Here is a 19654-nt window from a genome sequence, read left to right on the forward strand (position 1 = left end):
GTTAACATATTTATCACCTAAGCACATTTTGTAGTACCTTCATTATACAAAAAAAGACCGCAGACAAATCCCCTTTTTGGGGGATTTGTCTACAGTCTGGAGGAAGATCCATTCTATGGATCTTCCTTTTTATATGCCTTTCAACACATCTGAAAATCTGAGTAGTGTCCAATTTAATATACAGTTTCGATTAAGCCCATGACTTTACCATGCCCATCAGTATGTTTGCTACTAGAATATCTCCAAATACCATCGTTCATCAAATTTTAGATCCAATGCTTTCCCAAAAAGCTTACCAAATGTAATAAATCCTCGGCCACGTGCAGTGATAAGATGCCCATCTTGAACCACCAAATCTTGCAAATAGTTTTCTGTTTCAAAGACACCTGAACTATTAATGGTTTCTTCTGTTAGGCCGACCGTATATTTCTTTCCTTTTAGAACGCCTGCTTTTGCTAATAGGAGTGGGGAACTGGATATACTGGCAATGACCTCAGCAGTTTCTGCAACCTTTTGAATAAATGCAATGTATCTGTGATCTTCAGCAACGGGAGTTATATCCATGCAGCCTGTTAGTAATAGACTATCAATCTCGGAAAATTCGACTTCATCTACAGTCGTATCTGGTAGAACTGTTAACCCTGATTCCCCTTTGATAGGTCCATTATTCAATCCTACGATTATAGTAGGCTTTTGACCTTGCATAAGAATGGATAGGGCAACAGTTAGCTCATATTCACTGAAGTTTGGATACAGCAATACAACCGTTTTCTTTAACACAAATTTTCCTCCTTGGGTTTCACTAGGTAGTCTTTAAGGCTTTAATGTCCTCGAGAATTTGAGAGTTTTCCAAGGATGACACATCCCCTACGGATTCATCGAGATAGGCTGCCCTGATGACTCTTCTCATAACTTTGCCATTCCGGGTTTTAGGAAGTTCGTTTACAAATAAAATGGCTTTTGGCTTAAGTGCCTTGCCCAAATTAGCGGAAACAAGGTCCATAAGTTCTTTTTGAACGACCACTAGATCTGCATTTTTATCCTTAAGGACTGCAAAACATACTGCCGCTTCGCCTTTGATTTCATCTGGTACACCGATTGCTGCTGATTCCACTACTAGGGGATGTTGGATCAAAATCGATTCCATTTCTGCAGGTCCCAATCGCTTGCCAGCCACATTTAATATGTCATCTGAACGTCCGGTAATTGTCCAAAATCCGTCTTGATCTTGTATTACCCAATCCCCATGAACCCATGTATCAGGCCATCGATCCCAATAAGCGGTTTCATAGCGCTCATTTTCCTTCCAAAATCCATTCGTCATTCCAACCCATGGCTTCAAAATCACCAATTCACCAACTTCGTCCATGACTGGATTCCCATCTTGATCGTACACCGCAATGTCCATCCCAGGTAAAGCAGCATTAAACGTGATCGGGGAGATTGGCTTTACTAATACATTACCTAGAATTCCACCTGAAATCTCTGTTCCTCCAGAATAGTTGAAAATTGGGATTCTTTTTTTGCCGATATTTTCGAACAGCCACATCCATGGTTCTGGATTCCATGGTTCACCTGTTGAACCTATCAGACGAAGAGAGGACAAGTCGTGATTATCAATCCAATCAGTACCATACTTCATCGTTGAACGAATCAAAGTAGGAGAGATTCCTAGATGTGTAACCTTATGTTTACTCGTTACTTCCCAAATCCTGTCGACATTTGGATAATCCGGTGTCCCTTCAAACATCAAAATGGATGCTCCATTCACTAATCCTCCAAATACAAGGAATGGTCCCATCATCCAACCCATATCCGTATACCAGAATAATGTATCTCCTTGTTTAACGTCCATACATAATCCTGCGTCAAATGCAGACTTAATAGGAAAACCTGCATGTGTGTGTACTGCCCCTTTAGGCTTACCTGTCGTTCCAGAAGTGTAAATTAACATGAAAGGGTCGTCCCCATTCGTTGACACGGTTTTGGAAGGGTTTTCATTACAAATTAAAGTATCCCATTGAAGATCTCGATCATCGTCCCACGGAATGTCTTGTCCCGTTCTTTTTACTACGATCACTTTTTCAATGGAGGTACATTTAGATACTGCCTTATCAGCTTCCTCTTTCATAGAAACCGTTTTACCTCGGCGACTGTAACCATCAGCAGTTATTAAGTATCTTGCTTGTGCAGCATTAATACGAGTAGCGACTGCATCAGCCGCATAGCCTGAAAATGCAGGTGAAAAGATAGCCCCTAATTTAGCTATGGCTAGCATGCTAATAACCGTCTCAGGAATCATAGGCATATAAATGGAAACGACGTCACCACGTTTTAATCCCATCTTTTCTAAACCCGTGGCAAAACCTGTGATTTTTTCATTCAAATCCTTGAATGTATAAGTTACAACTTGTCCATCGTCACTTTCCCAAATAAGAGCGGATTGATTTTGAGTAGAAGGGTTAGTTGCCCATTTTTCAACAGCATTATGTACAATATTCATTTTTCCATCCACAAACCATTTTGGATATTTCCAGCTTCCAGTTAGTTCAAGTGGGGAAGTATAGCGTGTTTCCCATTCAATTCCGAGCTCTTGGACTGCTTGATCCCAAAACCAGCCTACATGATCGACCGTTTTTGTATGAAAAGATTCATAATCTTCAAATCCAAGATTTCGCATCCAATTGAATAATCTAGTATTCTTCATTTCTTGCTCTTTAGGGAACCAAACCGCTTTTTGAGACATAGTACTCCTCCTAGAAAACAATATGAGTAAAAATTCTTAAAGTTTTGATAAATCCATTATATACTATCAAAGCACTTACACGAAACATGACTTGGAAAATATCCTTACTAGCTTTAAATACTTTTAGGTTAGTAGAAATAAAATAAGCCCTTCCACCTTTTGGATGGGCAGGCTCATTTAGAAAGAGTGTACTCTTTCAAGAATACAAGTTTTAAACACGGTATTATCGAGACTATAGTTACTAATCGCAGTTGTGATTACATTTACATTTACATTTTTTCTTACAATCATGATGTTTGTGGTGATGTTTGTGCTTATGGTGTTTATGCTTATGCTTCTTATGCTTATGGTGCTTGTCCTTACAAGACATAGAGACCAATCTCCCTTCATAGAAATTAACTTTCGTATATTCAGTTTATTTTTAATATGAAAGAAGGATTGGACAATAAAACTATTAAATACAACATAATTTTATGGGAATCTCTTCTAATATTGATATATTTCCATTGTAGGGTAGTATGACTAGCAAAAGTATTACAGATAAATACTAGATTATCTTAAGAATCCTAATGGTAATGTATGATTTTTAAGGAGTGAGGAAATAGTATAATGAAAAAATAGCATGGTGGAAAGATTATTAATGGTCAAATTGTAATTGGAAAATACCACATTTTTTAGTTATAAAAATGAAGTTTTAAGGTAACTGATAATAGACCTAGGTAAGAATTTATGTAGTGATGCTTCTATAAAGAAGGATCGCTTTTTTTCATATTTGCTAAATGGTTAGGTCATACAAATTTGAATGTTACATAATAATATAATATACTAGTATTATGTAACATGGACTTGGAGATAAATTATATGGAATATGTAGATGCAATAAGGGATATTAAACAAATTAATTCCTTGAAAAGGTTTTTGAAAAAATCTTCTAAAAGAGACTATGTTCTTTTTGTATTTGGGATTAATACAGGCTTGAAGATTACGGAAATTCTGGAGATTAAAATAGAAGATGTTATGGGAGAGGGAGGTGTAATAAAGGAATTTTTTATTCTTTCAAATAAGGAGTATAGAAATTCAAAGGAGATATATCTTAATCAACAGGTAAAAAAGGCACTTCTTCACTTTATTCAAGCCAATCAATTGAACAGAGAAGATTACTTATTCAAGTCCACTAAAACTCAAAAACCGATTACCCGTCAACAAGCTTATCGCATCTTACATCAAGCTGCAGAAGCAGTAGGCATACAAGGGAACATTGGTACGAATTCATTGCGCAAGACCTTTGGGTTTCATGCCTATAAAAGAGGTATTGCCATTTCTCTCCTTCAGAAACACTTTAATCACTCTACTCCTTCAGAAACATTAAAATATCTTGGTATTTCAAAAGATGAAAAAATTAGAACTGAACTCGATGTAAATCTTTAAAAAATTAATAACGATTAAGACGCTTTACTAAAGGAGGAAGTTTAATCATGAATATCAGAGAAAGTGAACTGCCTGGAATCGGTTATAAGTTTGAATTCATTACTAAAAATCAAGATAAACTGGTTATTGTTATACATGATGACGGTAGAAGAGAAATCTATCAATTTGATTCAGAAGATCACGATGAAGTATTGAGCAATGTTACATTAAACGATTCTGAAGCAAGGAAAATTGCGGGGATTTTAGGTGGAATGGCTTATAAACCTAAAGCTTTAGAAGCTGTTGACTTCGCGTTTGATGATTTAATTATTGAATGGTTTCAAGTTGAACCCCATGCACCAGCCATTCAAAAAACCATTGGTGAAATGGATATAAGAAATAACTTTGGGGTTTCAGTCATTGCATTAAAGAAAAAAAACACAAGGAACACACATAATCCAGGTCCAGATACAGTTATTGAGGCAGGTGACACATTAGTCGTCTCAGGAGAAAAACATCAAATTAAGGAAGTAATTAAAAAATTATTATCAAGTGAGGGGTGAGTGTATAGATGAATCATTTAGTATTTGAAGTGGGGACCGCACTTGTCCTAGTTGCAATTGGATCTATTCTTGCTAATAAATTTAAGTTTTCTATAATTCCTTTTTTGATAATTCTAGGAATGATAGTTGGGCCGCATGCTCCAAAAATTGGTATTATTGACTTCACTTTTATTGGAAGTAACGATATTATTCAATTTTTAGGACGGATAGGTGTACTTTTTCTACTATTCTACTTAGGATTGGAATTTTCTGTTGGTAAACTGGTGAAGTCAGGCAAAAATATTGTGATTGGCGGAAGTATCTATGTAGCCCTTAATTTTGCCTTAGGTATTTTGTACGGAATCATCATAGGAATGCCTTGGATGGAAACTCTTATTATTGCAGGACTACTAAGCGTTTCTTCAAGTGCAATTGTAGCCAAAGTGTTAGTTGACTTAAAAAGAACAGCAAATTCTGAAACCGAGTTAATACTTGGGATCATTCTATTTGATGATATCTTCCTTGCTTTATTTTTAACCACCATGTCTGGTGTCCTACTTGCAGGTTCCACATCTGCCCTCGGTATCATCACTTCGGTTCTAATTTCAGTTGGTTATATGCTATTATTTTTTATTATTGCACGCAAAGGTGCACCAATATTAAATAAATGGTTGAACATAAAATCTGATGAAATTTTCATAATTGTTATTTTTTCCATCCTATTTTTTGTAGCGGGATTTTCAGAAACCCTCCATGTAGCAGAAGCAATTGGTGCTCTCCTTTTAGGTTTAGTATTTTCAGAAACTGAACATCGAGATCGTATTGAACATTTAGTTGTACCTTTTAGAGACTTTTTTGGAGCCATTTTCTTCTTCAGCTTCGGACTAAGTATTGATCCCGCTACATTAGCTGATGCTATTTGGTTAGCAATAGGTGCTGCCATGCTTACTATTGTCGGAAATTTTATAGCTGGTATGATTTCTGGTAGAAAAGCAGGCTTATCTCATAAAGCATCTACCAATATTGGCTTGACCATTATGGCTAGAGGGGAATTTTCAATTATTGTAGCAAATTTGGGGATTACAGCCGGTCTAAGTCCCATTCTAACTCCTTTTACGGCTCTATATGTCTTAATATTGGCAATAGTAGGACCATTGATGACTAAAGAGAGCAAGAATATTTATAAATTTTTAAACAATATTTTTAATTGGAGTAAAAAGCAAGAGACGAAAATAGAGGTTAGTGAAAGGTCAAATTGATCCTGTCAGATTACATTTTTTTAAATGACAAAATTTGATGAATTATTAAGAAGGTTAATATATTATAAGTTTGGTAGGAATTGAGCTGTCTTCCAGGCAGCTTTTTCTTATTGGCGCGGGGGATTTAAAGATGTATTCAATTCCATTTCAAGATCTAATAAAAATTGATTCCGTCAATCACACTCATGAAAAAGCCGTTCTAATAGGGAAAAAGAGAGAAAATAATTTTTTAATAAAAGAATTTAAGGATATTAAATTGCACAAATGAAAGAATCATATAAGTAAGAACACAAATGAAATCTTAACCTTTAAGTGTCCCAAAATTGACATAAATTCGTATTTACCATAAAATTCTTTTTAAATTAAACAGTATAATTCCTGAAAGGAAGATTTAGATGAATACAGAACTGCAAATTAATGCGACGCTCTCACTCAAAGAGAAGGCAGTATCGTTTCTACAACTCGTAGCAACTGGGAAAGTTCGAGAAGCATACAGGAGTCATGTGGGTCCTGATTTTTGCCACCATAATCCCTTTTTCCGTGGCGATGCAGATTCGCTCATGATCGCTATGGAAGAAAATGCAGCCAAGAACCCTCATAAGATACTTGAGGTCAAACGTGCTATTGAAGAGGAAGAGATTGTTGCGGTTCACTCCCATGTGAAACAGAATCCTGAGGAACTTGGTGCGGCTGTGGTCCATATCTTCCGTTTCCAAGATAACCGAATTGTTGAATTATGGGATTTAGGACAACACCTTCCTGAGAATTCTCCTAACGAGAATGGCATGTTTTAAGTTATTAAAATAATCTTGTTTTAAAACTTTACCTTAAAAAAGCAGATCAATAATTGGGAAGTTAATATGAATATGGTTTATACAAAACAAATTCATATTTAGATTCTAAATTACTTCTGTATGGAAATTAATAAAATGGTAACTGCCTTTAAGCTAACAAATATACGTTGTTAAAATCTAAGCTGTCTTTCCTTAGCTTAGATTTTTTTTATTATTGGGGCAGATAAGTAGAATTGCATCGTAGTATCGTATTCCTATACAAACTCTTGAAAGAAAAAATACTGATTGTGATTGTTAAACATATAAAAATGGGTTTAAACCCCTTATACATCTCATTAATATCCCTATCTTTTTTATTTTTGGTCAGGTTAATTGAACAAGGAATTAACCCTAAATGTATAGAACTCTATTATTTTCTAGTGAAAGAACTATGGAAAATGCTTAAAAAATGGTTACGGGTAAGTAAGTTCTAGAAGGAATACATGGATAAAGAGATGAATTGAGTACATGTATAGTTTTGACTATTTATAAGTAGGTGAGGAATTGATTAATTATTCAGGTACACCAACACTAGTAACGGATCGATTAATTCTTAGAAGACTTGAACTTACAGATGCACATAGTGTGTTTAACCATTGGCTCTCAGATGAAAGAGTAATGGATAACCTTATAAAAGGAGCACACAAGTCTATTTCGGAAACAATTGAGAGGGTAACAGAAATCGTAAATAAATATGATAATCAAGATTTCTGTTACTGGGGCATAGTATTGAAGGCTAGTGGTGAATTAATTGGTGCTATTGATCTCTTCAATTTTGATGAAACTACTGAGAATTGCGAGGTTGGTTATGCAATAGGTTTTAACTGGTGGAACAAAGGATATGGAACTGAGGCATTAAGAGCTGTCATTGAATATGGATTTAGACATATGAAAATACATAAAATATCAGCAGCACATAACATTGACAATCCAGCCTCTGGAAAAATTATGCTTAAAGTTGGTATGGAACATGAAGGCACAATTAAGCATATGATTCGCAACTCAAAGAATCAGTATAAAAATTGTGCAGTTTATGGACTACTCCAAGAGGTTTATTTAACAAAACATACCGGTGCATAACTTCAGGGATCAAGCTGGATCTGGCAGCTTTTCTATTTTCATTAACTTTGCAATTTAGTTTATAGAAGATGAATTATTAAAAATATTATTTTAACAAGGGTAATTGAAAAAAGAGCTGAAAATATATCTTTTAAATTATTAGCTCTGTTATAGCTTATTTGTTGATTTATCCACTAAGTTGATTGGAGTGGGAGGCGCTCGACTCCTGCGGGAGCAGCGGGACAGGTGAGACCCCACAGGCGTAATGCGCCGAGGAGGATCACCGCTGCCACGCGGAAAGCGAGTGCCTGGAACGGAAATCAACAGCCCTGTTTAACAGAGCTAAATTATTTATAATTTAAGGGGAGCCCTTTGACAAATATTCTCCCCTCTTACAAGGGTACATTATTATCAATTAGTCCAAAAAGACATTTGATTTGTATATTGAACCATGAGTAAAAGGCAACGTATAAGAAATACTAAGAAGGATGTTTTTGTTTAAAGGAGGGAATGTAATGACAAGTCGCAACGGCAGCAAAGGAAGCCAAAATCAAAATTCACCACAAGCACAATACAAGCAAGAATTTAGCAGTGAGTTTATGAGTGGGGATAATAACAAAGGGAACGAATATCGTTCTAAAGTGGGAAGTAAATCAAAGAGTAAACCAAAGCAAAGCGGAGAATAAAAAAATCGTGGGGCATACGCCTCACGATTTTTTTATAAGCTAGCAAAAATTTTAAGAAGCATTTTGAAAGTAAGGAAAGTGTTAATTTACATTATTTTTTGGGCAAACAAATTTGTAATTTTTCCGGGTCACCTTACTTCTTAAAAATTTTCATAAAGGTTTACCCAACCTTTCAATGATAAAGTCGATAAAATACCTACTTGCAATTGGCAAAACCCTTTTGTCCTTGTATGCCAGGCTTATTGTACGAACCACAGAAGGGGATATTGCCTTCGTTACAATATTATATGGACATCTACTTAAGACGAGTTTCGGTAATATGGAAAAGCCAAGGCCCTGTTCAATCATGGACATAATTGTATAATCATCATGTACTCGGAATTGAATATTGGGTTCAATATTATTCTGAATAAAAATAGACAATGGCTCACTAAATTCACCCTCGTCTAAAAGTATATACGGTCCATTTGTTAATTCTTTTAAGGGTACTTTGTTGTGTGCAGCTAAAGGATGATCTGATGGCAATACAGCAAACATTTCATCTTCTTGCAAGGGAATGGTAGTTAGATTCGATATAGCTTTTGGATTCACAAAACCAAAGTCTACACTACCTTCTTTAATCCAATTAGAGATATCCGTATAGTCACCTTGATGTAATTCGAAATGAACAGCTGGGTATTGTTCCTTAAAATCTTTCATTAATCCAGGTAGCCAATGACATGAAACACTAGAAAATGTGCCAATTCGAATAAGTCCACTTTCTAGCCCTTCCATCTCTTTGAGCTTTTCTTTCAGTTCCCTATGCGAATTACAGATATTCTTGATATAAGGTAGAAATTCTTCACCGTCTGGTGTCAGTGTAATACCCATTCGTGAGCGTAAAATAAGGGTAGTAGCAAGTTCTTCCTCTAATGAATGGACCATTTGACTAATGGCGGATTGAGTATAGCCAAGTTCTTCGGCTGCTTTTGTAAAGCTGCCTGTTTCTATGGCTTTGATAAATGCATAATAAGAATTCACCCACATTAGCTCCTTTGCATTAGTATTTCTAATAGTTCTATTATAAATATTCGTTTTACTAATGTAAATGCATGGTGATACGATATAGCCAACCTAAATTGAAATACATGAAAAGGCAGGTATTCATCTTATGACACAAAAACAAGCAAATTGGATTTTAGCTACTGTTTCTATGGGTTGGGGTACGTCTTATATTTTTATGAAACTCTGTGTAGATACAATCCCTGCATTAACAATCGTTTCATTACGATTTGGAATTGCATTTATCGTAATGATGGCGATTTTCTCCAAAAAAATAATTCGTGTAGATGCTAAAACATTGAAATACAGTGCGATTGTTGGAGCACTTCTATGTGGTATTTTTATTGCTCTTTTATATGGTATGAAAAATACTACTGCTTCTTCAGCAGGTTTTTTGACTAGTACAACAGTAATCTTAGTGCCGATTTTGCAGACAGTCTTATCAAGAAAATTGCCAAGTAATAAAATTTTTTTAGGAGTTACGATTGTTTCAATTGGCTTAGCCCTACTTACTATCGGGGATGACTTTACTTTTGCATTAAGCTCGATATATTGTTTGGTTGCCGCCTTCCTTTATGCAGTACACATTATAGTAACAAACCACTTTGCTCGAGAAGTTGATACCTTACAACTGGGGATTTACCAACTCGGGTTTGCAACTTTTTTCGCCACCATCGGAACATTTATTTTTGAAACATCTGTATTACCAAATGAAGGGTTACATTGGTTTGCAATACTTGGCCTAGCACTCATCTGCTCTGCTTATGGCTTTGTCATGCAGTCCATTGCCCAGAAGTACACTACACCTGAAAGTACTGGTTTTCTCTTTTCGCTTGAACCGATTTTTGCAGCCATATTTGCATTTATCTTCCTACAGGAAAACATGGGGCTACAGGGATATTTTGGTGCATTAATCATATTAGTTGGTGTATTTATAGCAAACTCTACATCTAAAAAACAAAAGGATAATTGGCTTTCAAAAGAAAAGGAGCAATGTATTTGAGAGGGAAGGTTTTCATATAAGTGTGGTTGAATTTAGATTTATTCTTTATTGAATGAAAGATGTGCGTTTTGTCCTTAAACTATCATATGGATTTGTTCAAAATGTAATCCGGAAATTCAACCTAATTGTTACAGAATCAATATCACAAAAAATAGAGCATGTTTGAAACTAATACATGCTCTTACATATTTCTCTTTTATTAGTTACCGTCTTGTCTTTGCTCGGATTATAAAAATTACAAAGGTACTGATTGATCTTGTTTCACTAATTGTGTTCGTCTAACTTTCTTGCTCACTAAATCACGATGAACAAGTGCATTGATTTCTCCGCCGATAACGAGCGAAAGTCCAGTAAAGTATAACCATAACATTAAAATGATAACCCCACCAAGACCTCCATAGGTCGAGCTGTAATTAGCGAAATTACTTACATAAAACGAAAACCCCAGAGAAATTAATTGCCATAGAAAGGTTGAGATAATCGCTCCTGGAATGACTTGATTAAATGGGTAATGCTTATTAGGAGCGAGCTTGTACAACATAGCAAGTACGATGACTATGACGGAAAATGCAATCAACCAACGTAATATACGGAATAATATTTCCATTTCATCAGGAATCAGAACAAATTTCTCAATCGTAACAAGAATAACATCACCAAATACTGGAAGTGCTAGTGCTACGATAAACGCTACAATCAGGCCAATCGTTAATCCTATTGAGATCAAGCGGGCAACGATAAAGTTTCTTGTTTCTTCCACGTCAAACGCAACATTCATGGAATGGATAAAAGCATTCATGCCATTGGAAGCAGTCCAAATTGTTCCAAGGACACCGACCGTCAATAGACCGCCATTCCGCTCACTTACTAATTTCACAACGTTTTCCTCAAAAAGCTCACTGGATTCGCGAGGCATTAAAGTATGCAACACATTCATCACCTTTTGAGGATTGATGTCCAGATACGGGATAATCGATAATAACAAGATCATAGATGGGAATAAAGAAAGCATGTAATAATACGACTGCTCTGCCGCCAACCCGGTTGCACGGTCTTCCTTCAATTCATTCATCAATTTTTTCCCAAATGGAATCCATTTCTTCTTCAAAGGCTTCAACTCCCGGATTACTAATCTAATAGATGTATAGCTGTCTATTCCCACTTAAGCAGGAATATAATCCAATAATGAGGAATTTCCATTATATGTTATCCATAGAAAATTTTAAAATATATTGGGGGTACTATTTATGAAAAAAATCATGAGAGCAACTGTTGAAGATGCCACTGCCATTCTATCCATACAGAAATTAGCCTATGTAAGCGAAGCGGAGATATATGGAAACTACGAGATAGAACCATTAATGCAAACCGTTAGTGATGTTGAAAAAGCTTTTGATACACATCTAATTCTCAAGTATTTATTAAATGATATATTGGTAGGTTCTGTAAGGGCCTATGAAAAGGATGGGACATGTTATATAGGTAAACTGATGGTCCATCCTGATTTTCAAAATAGAGGTATTGCTAAGGAATTAATGAAAGAGATTGAGAGTTTATTTGAAGATGCCCGATTCGAACTTTTCACTGGCAGTGAGAGTAAGAAAAACATCTCATTTTACGAGAAAATAGGTTACAAAGGTTATAAAACAGAAAAATTAGCGAGAGAGGATACTGTTTTCTTATTTATGGAGAAGACAGCACCAACATCGACTAGAATACGGTAAATAAACCGCCTAAAAAAAGAGCCCGTCCATGTTTGTCTAACAGGGGCGGGCTTCATATAAGGAGTACTGTATCTTATGCATGTAATCACCAAGGGGACAAGGCGTTTGAAGGATTTATGTTAGAAAAAGTATAAAATTGATAATATTATTTATGAGGGCAATAAAAAAGGCCCGTCCATGTTTGTCTCACAGGAGCGGGCTTCATATAAGGAGTACTGTATCTTATGCGGGTTATTACTAAGAGGACAAGGCGTTTGAAGGATATAGGTTAGAAAAAGAATAAAAATTGATAATATTAAATATGAGGGCAATAAAAAAAGGCCCGTCCATGTTTGTCTCACAGGAGCGGGCTTTATATAAGGAGTACTGTATCTTATGCAGGTTTCCACTAAGAGGACAAGGCGTTTGGATCATATTTTTAAATTTTACATCCAAGATAAAAGATGATTGAAATTATCTTTTATCTTGGATTTTTTTGTACAAATAGGAACAAATGTTCTATAATGAGGATATACAACATTTTGGTTGAGTCAAAGGAATAATTCAGAGGTGAAGGATTTGATATTGTTGAATAAAATTACTGCTTTAAAGCAGAGAAACAGTGAAATAAGTAGAAATAAGAAAAAACTTGCTAAACGATTATCCATATTAATACTTCAAAATAAAAATAAACAAAAACCACCAGTCTCATGATTGGTGGTTTTTAATGAGTATTTCAATATAGATTAATAGCAACATGTTATTCATTTCTATTCATGTTTCTGTTTTAAAAGATTAATGATCTGTTCCAAAGAGTGGGGCTTCACGAACTCAATCGGGGAGAAGTTCTTTTCAAATGTGATGGAGTCGCTTTCTATCAGAACAAAATACTTACCATGACTTTTTGCCAAATGTATGCGGTCGCCGTAATCTGAGAGAAGACCCTTAATCGCAACATGATCCATTTTAATTTTTAATTCCGCTTCAGGTGTGAATTCAGCAAGCTGAGCGGTCGCTTCCATAATTTGTTCAGGTTCAAAATGCTCTTGAATCTCCCGCTTATCACTTGCCGCCCAGATCTCCATCGCTTCTTCCAACTGTTGCTGGTCAAAATCTTCTGGTTGGATAGATTCAAATTGATCCCTTACCATTGAGATTACATGTGATTTGACGATTTCAGGCATCGATTCACCATACTCGACAAATTTTAGGAATTCTTCAAAATAACGAGATTGAGATGACTGATGTAACTTCAATTCACTTTCTTCTAGCATTCCTTCTTCGGGCATATATGGGTATTGTATGGACTTCATACTTTTAGTCGTAATGGCCATTTCCACATTTTTTATTAAAGACTTCTCATCAGATATAGTCGCTACTTTTGGCTCAAAATCACACTTCAACACAAATAAGAAAGGATCGTCATAGAATTTGGTCAGTTTCGCATTAGCGATAATCAAGGCACCACCACGAACAGAACTGGTATCAATATAAGCTTTTAAAATTTTTTCAGCAGCTGTTTGAAAATCTTCCTTTGATGCAGCCATCCGAACTTTCTGAAACATGTTGTAGTTAGGATTGGAATCAAGGGCATACCCTTCTTCCACAATAAATCTACCAATTTTCGTTGGCGCAACCTCCGATTTAGGATGTCGCTCAACTTTTCGTTTTGTAATTTTAGTAAATTCACCATCAAGGAATTCCTTTAGGGAACTAGATTCGTACATTGCATGATCAAGCGTCTGGAAATGTTTATAAGTCTTATCGGCTCCTTCGTCTTTTCCAGTGGATTGAATAAGATAGAAGGAGAGGAAGTTTATTTGAAAGTCCATATATTCACCTATTTTCAGTAATTTGCTTCTAAAAGTATAGGTGCTTAAAACTAATTCGTCAATTTGACAAATACTGAATCGATTTACTTGATTAAACGATTATTTTTCCTTTAAATGAAAGGTACGTAATGTGAACGGGAGGATCATAACATGTTTATAAAAACTGACCAACAAGAGGAGCTACTTACAAGATTAGAACCTTTACTTCAGAAAATTTCAAATCGGTCCCATGAATTAGAAGAAAGCAGGGATTTTCCATTTGAGAATATAGAAGATTTAGTTCGGATTGGCTATAGTTCCTGGACACTACCAAAACATGAAGGGGGAATGGGATTAGGACTGTACGATTTCCTTCTTTGTCAGGAAAAAATCGCAGAAGCCTGTGGACCAACTTCTTTGTCGATTGGATGGCACTCTGGAATTGTTATGCAATTACAAGAGAACCGCGATTGGGAAGCAGGAATATTACATGAGACCTTTCAACGAATCAAGAAGGGTGCGTTAATCAATCGTGCAGCAACAGAGCCGGCAACAGGGAGCCCTACAAGAGGAGGAGTCCCGTCTACCCATGCTCATAAGGTCCAGGACGGATGGATCATTACGGGTAGAAAAACATACACGTCACTGGCACCTATGCTCGATTTATTTATCGTAAATGCTTGGATAACGGAAGAGAATAGAATGGGTTGGTTTTTGGTTGACCGAATCCAGCCGGGTGTGAGCATTGAAAAAACATGGGATGTCATTAGCATGCAAGGAACTGGCAGTGAGGACTTAATTTTGGATGGGGTAATAATAGAAGATAAATTTTTAGTGGAAGAACCAAAAGGGATGGAAAAAAAGGGAGAGGGTTGGCTCCTCCATATACCAGCCTGCTACTTAGGGATTGCATCGGCAGCAAGGAATTATGCAATAAATTTTGCAAACGAGTACGCTCCTAATAGCATTAAAGCTCCAATTGCTACACTGCCAAATGTCCAACGGCAAATTGGTGAAATCGAGATGGAACTCATGCAATCGAGACATTTCTTATATTCAGTTGCAGATAAGTGGCAAAATCAATTCGATTTAAGAGAACAGTTAACGCCACACTTAGCTGCAGTCAAGCATTCCGTAACGAACTCTGCGATCAAAATTGTGGATAAAGCAATGAGAATTGTTGGAGCACAGAGTCTTCAAAGAACCAATCCTCTATCTACCTATTACCGGAACGTGAGGGCTGGGCTCCATAATCCACCCATGGACGATGCAGCAATTAATTTGCTGGCTCAGTGGTCTAATTTGAAAAAATAGATTATTATTTTCTATATTATTAATTACATGTTTTAAGGGAAAGGAATCAATAAAAATGCAAAAAGCAACATTTGCTGGAGGATGTTTCTGGTGCATGGTGACACCATTCGAAGAATTACCGGGTATTGGAGGAATTGTTTCAGGATACACAGGTGGCACTACTGAAAACCCAAACTACGAAGAAGTAAAAACAGGCAAAACAGGACACGTTGAAGTGGTACAAATAACTTTTGATCCTGAAGTTTTCCCTTATGAAAAATTGCTTGAGCTTTATTGGCAACAAATTGACCCGACGGATGCAGAAGGCCAGTTCCATGATCGTGGAACACAGTATCGAACAGGTATCTATTATCACAACGAAACACAAAAAGAATTGGCACTTCAATCAAAAAGGGAATTAGAATTAAGTGGACGTTTTTCGAAACCGATTGTCACGGAAATATTGCCAGCCGAACCATTTTATCCAGCGGAAGAGTATCATCAAGGCTATCATAAGAAAAATCCAAAACACTATAAAGAAGACCGCGAAGAGTCTGGCCGTGATCAGTTTATTGGAGATCATTGGAAAAACAAAGAGTGAAGTATAACTTCTAATATGAATGAACCAGTCTACCACTTGTGAAAGGACTGGTTTTTTTCTACTCAATTTACCTATTTCAAGGAAATTTTTGTATAATTAGAAATATTTAGGTGAATGGGGTATTTCTTTGTTAGAAACTGAAAATGATATTTTACGATTAATTAGACAAGACGATTGGTTAATGGAGATTTTATTCCAAGGTAATTAAATTGAAAATACGATGAATGAAAGTATAGATTCCTTTACGCTAACGAAAAGCAGGATATTTTCCAATCTAAATTGAATATGTCTTTATATGTCAATAATTTGCAGGTGAGAGAATGTTAGATCTTCGTTATAAATGGAAACCTTTTTTAAATTATGGGCAAATGATTGAATTTGAAAAAAACAAGATTATATATCGCCAAGGGGAAACAGGAAAAGGTATTTACTATTTATGTAAGGGAGAGGTGAAAATTACTCTTCTTTCTGATAGAGGAGATGAACGTATCATAAATATAGTACCACCTGGGATGCTATTTGGGGAGCATGGAATTCATAATGAACACTATTTAACCGGTGCCTATACATGTCGTCAAAGTATGATCTATCACTTCTCTGATGAGGTTTTATCCATGATTTGCAAGGAACATCCAGAAGCGTCAATGATTTTTACTAATTCTCTCATCTATAAATTTAGAATACTAGCTGAAATCATCTCGTACTTAGATTGTCCAGTAGAACAACAGATGGCATACTATTTAGTTAAGTTATATCAAGAAAATGGAAATGTTCCAATGAATCAGACGTCTTTTGCAAAATACATTGGCACATCACGTTTAACCGTAAATAAAGTCATTCAAAAGTGGAAGCAGGAAGATTATATTGACCTTAATAGTCGTCAAATCATTATTAAGGATATGAACAGAATGAAAGCGATTGCCCACAATCTAGCAGAAGCTTAGAAATAAATGAAGATCTTATCTAACCAGATTTCTTAAGAAGTCTGGATTTTTTATAAAATACTTTCTTTTTTTGATTTCAATTATGTCGTCTTCTTGCCATTTCTTTAATATTTTATAGACGGTAATCCGAGTTAGACCTGTACAACTAGCCAAATCTTGTTGATAAAGTGGGACCTCATAATTTTTAAATTCATCACAAACATTTTGAAGAAGTAATGCCATTTTTTGCTCGGATGAAAGCGTATTCAAATTAATCCGATCTATTAAAATTCTCATTTTATGAATGACTGTTTTTGAAAAAAGCATAAATAGCTCTGGATGAATAGTAATAAGTTGATTAAATTCTTCACAGGAAAAGCGATAGAGAACCGAATCCATAACTGCTATAGCAGTGGTGAAATGAGTATTTAAATCCAGAGCTTGGACACCAAGAAGTTGGTTAGGTACGACAATGTTTAGAATTCTTTCCTTTCCTGTAGCGGTTGCCGTAACAATCCTTACTAATCCTTTATGAAGGAAATAAAATTCATTTCCTTTCATCCCTTGTGAGTAGATCGTTTCTTTCCCTTTAATAAATTTCCTCGTACCATACTTTAAATAGTCTTCCCAATTATAAGCGCTTTCGTAGACAGTAACCACATCAGAACCCCCTTAAAAATCATTAGTTAATTTCAAAGGTTGTAAAAATCAGAGTTCATTTTAATTATTATCATAAGGTAAATAAAAATAATTTACTATAATTAGTTTAATAATTTAGACTTTTTTGAATATTTTATAGAATTTACGTTAATTAGCTTACAATTATGAAAACAAAAAAGTATTACAATTCAATTAGAATTTTAAAATCTTGAATCTTGAGGAGGGAATGTATGGGAATCCGAACTGGAGCTCAATACATACAAGGATTAAAATCAAAAAAGCCAGAAGTTTGGTTATCTGGTAAAAAAGTGACGAACGTATATGATGAGGCTGTTTTTCAGCAGCCGATTCATGAAATTGCTAGACTGTACGATATGCAACATGACCCTCAATATCAAGAAAAGATTACTCATATTTGTGAAGAAACGGGAGAAAGAGTAAACAATGCATTTTTAGTTCCTAAGAGCTTTGAGGATTTAAAAAAACGAAGAGCTGTTTTTGAAGAGTTCGCGAAAGCTACGTTTGGACTAATGGGTAGAACTCCTGATTTTTTAAATACAGTAGTAACCTCTCTATATTATAATTCTTGGTTTTTTGAAAACTATAATAAGAATTGGGCTGAAAACGTTCGTAATTATTATAAATATGTTCGTGATAATGACATATTCTTAACACATGCGATTATCAATCCTCAAAATGATAGAAGTAAAACCTCTCACGAGCAAAAAGATGAATTTACCCATTTAGGGGCTGTAAAAGAAACGCCAGATGGATTAGTTGTAAGAGGAGCTAAAATGCTAGCTACGCTTGCACCTATTACAGAGGAAGTTATTATTTATTCTTTCCCTGGCTTTAGCCCAGGAGATGAAAAATATGCACTTGCTTTTGCTGTTCCAATCGATATACCAGGACTAAGAATTATTTGCCGTGAGCCAGCGCAGGACGGTACACGACCGTTATATGACCATCCACTAGCTTCTAGATTTGAGGAAATGGATGCATTGCTAGTCTTTGATGATGTAGTTGTACCATGGGACAGAGTATTCTTATATAACAATGTAGAAGCAGCAAATAAGCTTTATCCAATGACAGGAGCAGGTCAACAACCTGCCCATCAATCTGGAGTTAGAGGATTAATCAAGCTTCAATTTGCAACTGAAGTAGCTATGAAGCTAGCAGACACAATTGGAGTAGATGGTTATCTAAACGTACAAAATGATTTAGGTGAATTAATTCAGTCCGTTGAATCGATTAGAGCCTTACTTAATATAGCAGAATACGAATATACTTTTACTGAGCATGGTGAAGCAATGCCTGACTATGTCGCGCTTGAAACTATTAGAGGTTTACTGCCTAAAATGTATCCAAGAGCAATCGAGGTTATTCAAATCATTGGTGCAGGCGGTTTATTAATGTCTCCAACTGGTGCTGATTTTATGAATGAGGCATTAAGAGACGATATTAATAAATATTATGTAGGTAGAGCTGGAATATCTTCGTTAGATAGAGTTAGCATTTTTAAACTAGCTTGGGATTTAAGTGGCGAAGCCTTCGGTCAACGCTTACTTCAATATGAACGTTATTATACAGGTGATCCAATTCGTAAAAGAGCGATCTTTTTTAACAATTATAAGCGTCAGAGAGCACTTGAGTTAGTTGATCAGGCATTAAAAGTAAGTGTTTTAGATAAGGAAGTGATGAAAAAATAGGTTTTATTTCATAAAGAGACTTATATATGACCACCGATCTTCCAAGGATCTATTACAGGTGTTCTGAAAAACTTATTCGATTTAATGAATCCGCTTTCATTAAGAAATAAAGTTATGGGCTTTGTTGCAAATGGGGGAACCGTACCAGCATTATCTTGTCATTGAAAATCAATTGAAACCAATTGCCGGTTACTTTCGTGCCTTTATAGCACCAAGCTGTGTACGCTCATAGCGATCATTTTAATAAGCAAAATGAATTGGTTGATCCAGAAGTATTAAATCGAATTTCTCAATTGGCAGAAGAAGTGGTGTTTATGCATAAAGCATTAAAACTGAATCATGCCAAGTGCTAGATTATATAATATTTTTTAAATCGAA

At 35.6% G+C, this 19654-nt stretch carries 18 protein-coding genes and 1 pseudogene; 13 read left to right on the forward strand and 6 right to left on the reverse strand.

Going from position 1 to position 19654, the window contains the following annotated elements:
- Positions 1-231: 231 nt before the first annotated feature.
- Together G3O09_RS19755 and G3O09_RS19760 are read right to left on the reverse strand one after the other, a co-directional pair.
- A complete protein-coding gene (locus G3O09_RS19755) occupies positions 232-780 on the reverse strand; it encodes a DJ-1/PfpI family protein (RefSeq protein ID WP_163103165.1) in 549 nt (182 codons plus the stop codon).
- Positions 781-802: 22 nt separating this feature from the next.
- The gene (locus G3O09_RS19760; RefSeq protein WP_163103166.1) at positions 803-2746 is read right to left on the reverse strand and encodes an AMP-binding protein; all 1944 of its coding nucleotides are present in this window, start codon (positions 2744-2746) and stop codon (positions 803-805) included.
- Positions 2747-3607: 861 nt separating this feature from the next.
- Between G3O09_RS19760 and G3O09_RS19765 the strand changes: the two genes are divergently transcribed.
- From G3O09_RS19765 to G3O09_RS19790, 6 genes are all read left to right on the forward strand, one after another.
- Entirely contained in the window at positions 3608-4174 is a 567-nt protein-coding gene (locus G3O09_RS19765) for a tyrosine-type recombinase/integrase (protein WP_163103167.1), read from the forward strand.
- A gap of 47 nt (positions 4175-4221) precedes the next feature.
- Complete coding sequence (locus tag G3O09_RS19770) at positions 4222-4716, forward strand: cation:proton antiporter regulatory subunit (RefSeq protein WP_163103168.1); 495 nt, start codon at positions 4222-4224, stop codon at positions 4714-4716.
- A gap of 8 nt (positions 4717-4724) precedes the next feature.
- The gene (locus tag G3O09_RS19775) at positions 4725-5954 is read left to right on the forward strand and encodes a cation:proton antiporter (protein ID WP_163103169.1); all 1230 of its coding nucleotides are present in this window, start codon (positions 4725-4727) and stop codon (positions 5952-5954) included.
- 395 nt (positions 5955-6349) lie between these two features.
- Positions 6350-6748, forward strand: coding sequence for a nuclear transport factor 2 family protein (locus G3O09_RS19780; protein ID WP_163103170.1), 399 nt, complete (start codon positions 6350-6352; stop codon positions 6746-6748).
- A 543-nt stretch (positions 6749-7291) separates the two neighbouring features.
- Positions 7292-7867: a GNAT family N-acetyltransferase gene (locus G3O09_RS19785; RefSeq protein ID WP_163103171.1), complete on the forward strand. Its 576-nt coding sequence runs from the start codon at positions 7292-7294 to the stop codon at positions 7865-7867.
- A gap of 494 nt (positions 7868-8361) precedes the next feature.
- Positions 8362-8532 carry an imidazoleglycerol-phosphate dehydratase gene (locus tag G3O09_RS19790; RefSeq protein ID WP_163103172.1) on the forward strand — a complete coding sequence of 57 codons (171 nt, stop codon included), beginning with the start codon at positions 8362-8364 and terminating at the stop codon, positions 8530-8532.
- 150 nt (positions 8533-8682) lie between these two features.
- Here G3O09_RS19790 and G3O09_RS19795 read toward each other — a convergent pair whose 3' ends face one another.
- A complete protein-coding gene (locus G3O09_RS19795) occupies positions 8683-9552 on the reverse strand; it encodes a LysR family transcriptional regulator (protein ID WP_163103173.1) in 870 nt (289 codons plus the stop codon).
- A gap of 130 nt (positions 9553-9682) precedes the next feature.
- Between G3O09_RS19795 and G3O09_RS19800 the strand changes: the two genes are divergently transcribed.
- Positions 9683-10576, forward strand: a complete 894-nt coding sequence (locus G3O09_RS19800; RefSeq protein WP_163103174.1) for a DMT family transporter — start codon at positions 9683-9685, stop codon at positions 10574-10576.
- 235 nt (positions 10577-10811) lie between these two features.
- Here the strand turns inward: G3O09_RS19800 and G3O09_RS19805 are convergent, their stop codons facing one another.
- A complete protein-coding gene (locus tag G3O09_RS19805; RefSeq protein WP_275898345.1) occupies positions 10812-11684 on the reverse strand; it encodes a YihY/virulence factor BrkB family protein in 873 nt (290 codons plus the stop codon).
- A gap of 139 nt (positions 11685-11823) precedes the next feature.
- Between G3O09_RS19805 and G3O09_RS19810 the strand changes: the two genes are divergently transcribed.
- Positions 11824-12300, forward strand: a complete 477-nt coding sequence (locus G3O09_RS19810) for a GNAT family N-acetyltransferase (protein ID WP_163103175.1) — start codon at positions 11824-11826, stop codon at positions 12298-12300.
- A 749-nt stretch (positions 12301-13049) separates the two neighbouring features.
- Here the strand turns inward: G3O09_RS19810 and G3O09_RS19815 are convergent.
- Positions 13050-14111 carry a DUF3900 domain-containing protein gene (locus G3O09_RS19815; RefSeq protein WP_163103176.1) on the reverse strand — a complete coding sequence of 354 codons (1062 nt, stop codon included), beginning with the start codon at positions 14109-14111 and terminating at the stop codon, positions 13050-13052.
- A gap of 150 nt (positions 14112-14261) precedes the next feature.
- On the opposite strand from G3O09_RS19815, the gene G3O09_RS19820 reads away from it, so the two are divergent.
- From G3O09_RS19820 to G3O09_RS19830, 3 genes are all read left to right on the forward strand, one after another.
- The gene (locus G3O09_RS19820; RefSeq protein ID WP_163103177.1) at positions 14262-15404 is read left to right on the forward strand and encodes an acyl-CoA dehydrogenase family protein; all 1143 of its coding nucleotides are present in this window, start codon (positions 14262-14264) and stop codon (positions 15402-15404) included.
- 55 nt (positions 15405-15459) lie between these two features.
- A complete protein-coding gene (msrA, locus tag G3O09_RS19825) occupies positions 15460-15984 on the forward strand; it encodes a peptide-methionine (S)-S-oxide reductase MsrA (protein ID WP_163103178.1) in 525 nt (174 codons plus the stop codon).
- Positions 15985-16304: 320 nt separating this feature from the next.
- The gene (locus G3O09_RS19830; RefSeq protein ID WP_163103179.1) at positions 16305-16928 is read left to right on the forward strand and encodes a Crp/Fnr family transcriptional regulator; all 624 of its coding nucleotides are present in this window, start codon (positions 16305-16307) and stop codon (positions 16926-16928) included.
- 15 nt (positions 16929-16943) lie between these two features.
- Here G3O09_RS19830 and G3O09_RS19835 read toward each other — a convergent pair whose 3' ends face one another.
- Positions 16944-17567 (reverse strand): Crp/Fnr family transcriptional regulator, encoded by a 624-nt coding sequence (locus tag G3O09_RS19835; RefSeq protein ID WP_163103180.1) that lies wholly within the window; start codon positions 17565-17567, stop codon positions 16944-16946.
- 230 nt (positions 17568-17797) lie between these two features.
- Between G3O09_RS19835 and G3O09_RS19840 the strand changes: the two genes are divergently transcribed.
- Together G3O09_RS19840 and G3O09_RS19845 are read left to right on the forward strand one after the other, a co-directional pair.
- Entirely contained in the window at positions 17798-19276 is a 1479-nt protein-coding gene (locus tag G3O09_RS19840; protein WP_163103181.1) for a 4-hydroxyphenylacetate 3-hydroxylase family protein, read from the forward strand.
- A 33-nt stretch (positions 19277-19309) separates the two neighbouring features.
- Positions 19310-19629, forward strand: a pseudogene (locus G3O09_RS19845) (NADPH-dependent FMN reductase); the annotation flags it as partial.
- Between the last annotated feature and the right edge of the window lie 25 nt (positions 19630-19654).

The sequence above is a fragment of the Peribacillus alkalitolerans genome, from assembly GCF_010882125.1.
Classification (GTDB): domain Bacteria; phylum Bacillota; class Bacilli; order Bacillales; family DSM-1321; genus Bacillus_BN; species Bacillus_BN alkalitolerans.

Bases quoted from the DNA above. Each gene is read 5' to 3' on its own strand.
- G3O09_RS19780 (WP_163103170.1), top strand. From the start codon at position 6,350: ATGAATACAGAACTGCAAATTAATGCGACGCTCTCACTCAAAGAGAAG.
- G3O09_RS19765 (WP_163103167.1), top strand. From the start codon at position 3,608: ATGGAATATGTAGATGCAATAAGGGATATTAAACAAATTAATTCCTTG.
- G3O09_RS19800 (WP_163103174.1), top strand. From the start codon at position 9,683: ATGACACAAAAACAAGCAAATTGGATTTTAGCTACTGTTTCTATGGGT.
- G3O09_RS19815 (WP_163103176.1), bottom strand. From the start codon at position 14,111: ATGGACTTTCAAATAAACTTCCTCTCCTTCTATCTTATTCAATCCACT.
- G3O09_RS19790 (WP_163103172.1), top strand. From the start codon at position 8,362: ATGACAAGTCGCAACGGCAGCAAAGGAAGCCAAAATCAAAATTCACCA.
- G3O09_RS19770 (WP_163103168.1), top strand. From the start codon at position 4,222: ATGAATATCAGAGAAAGTGAACTGCCTGGAATCGGTTATAAGTTTGAA.
- G3O09_RS19760 (WP_163103166.1), bottom strand. From the start codon at position 2,746: ATGTCTCAAAAAGCGGTTTGGTTCCCTAAAGAGCAAGAAATGAAGAAT.
- G3O09_RS19840 (WP_163103181.1), top strand. From the start codon at position 17,798: ATGGGAATCCGAACTGGAGCTCAATACATACAAGGATTAAAATCAAAA.
- G3O09_RS19820 (WP_163103177.1), top strand. From the start codon at position 14,262: ATGTTTATAAAAACTGACCAACAAGAGGAGCTACTTACAAGATTAGAA.
- G3O09_RS19830 (WP_163103179.1), top strand. From the start codon at position 16,305: ATGTTAGATCTTCGTTATAAATGGAAACCTTTTTTAAATTATGGGCAA.
- G3O09_RS19775 (WP_163103169.1), top strand. From the start codon at position 4,725: ATGAATCATTTAGTATTTGAAGTGGGGACCGCACTTGTCCTAGTTGCA.
- G3O09_RS19810 (WP_163103175.1), top strand. From the start codon at position 11,824: ATGAAAAAAATCATGAGAGCAACTGTTGAAGATGCCACTGCCATTCTA.
- msrA (WP_163103178.1), top strand. From the start codon at position 15,460: ATGCAAAAAGCAACATTTGCTGGAGGATGTTTCTGGTGCATGGTGACA.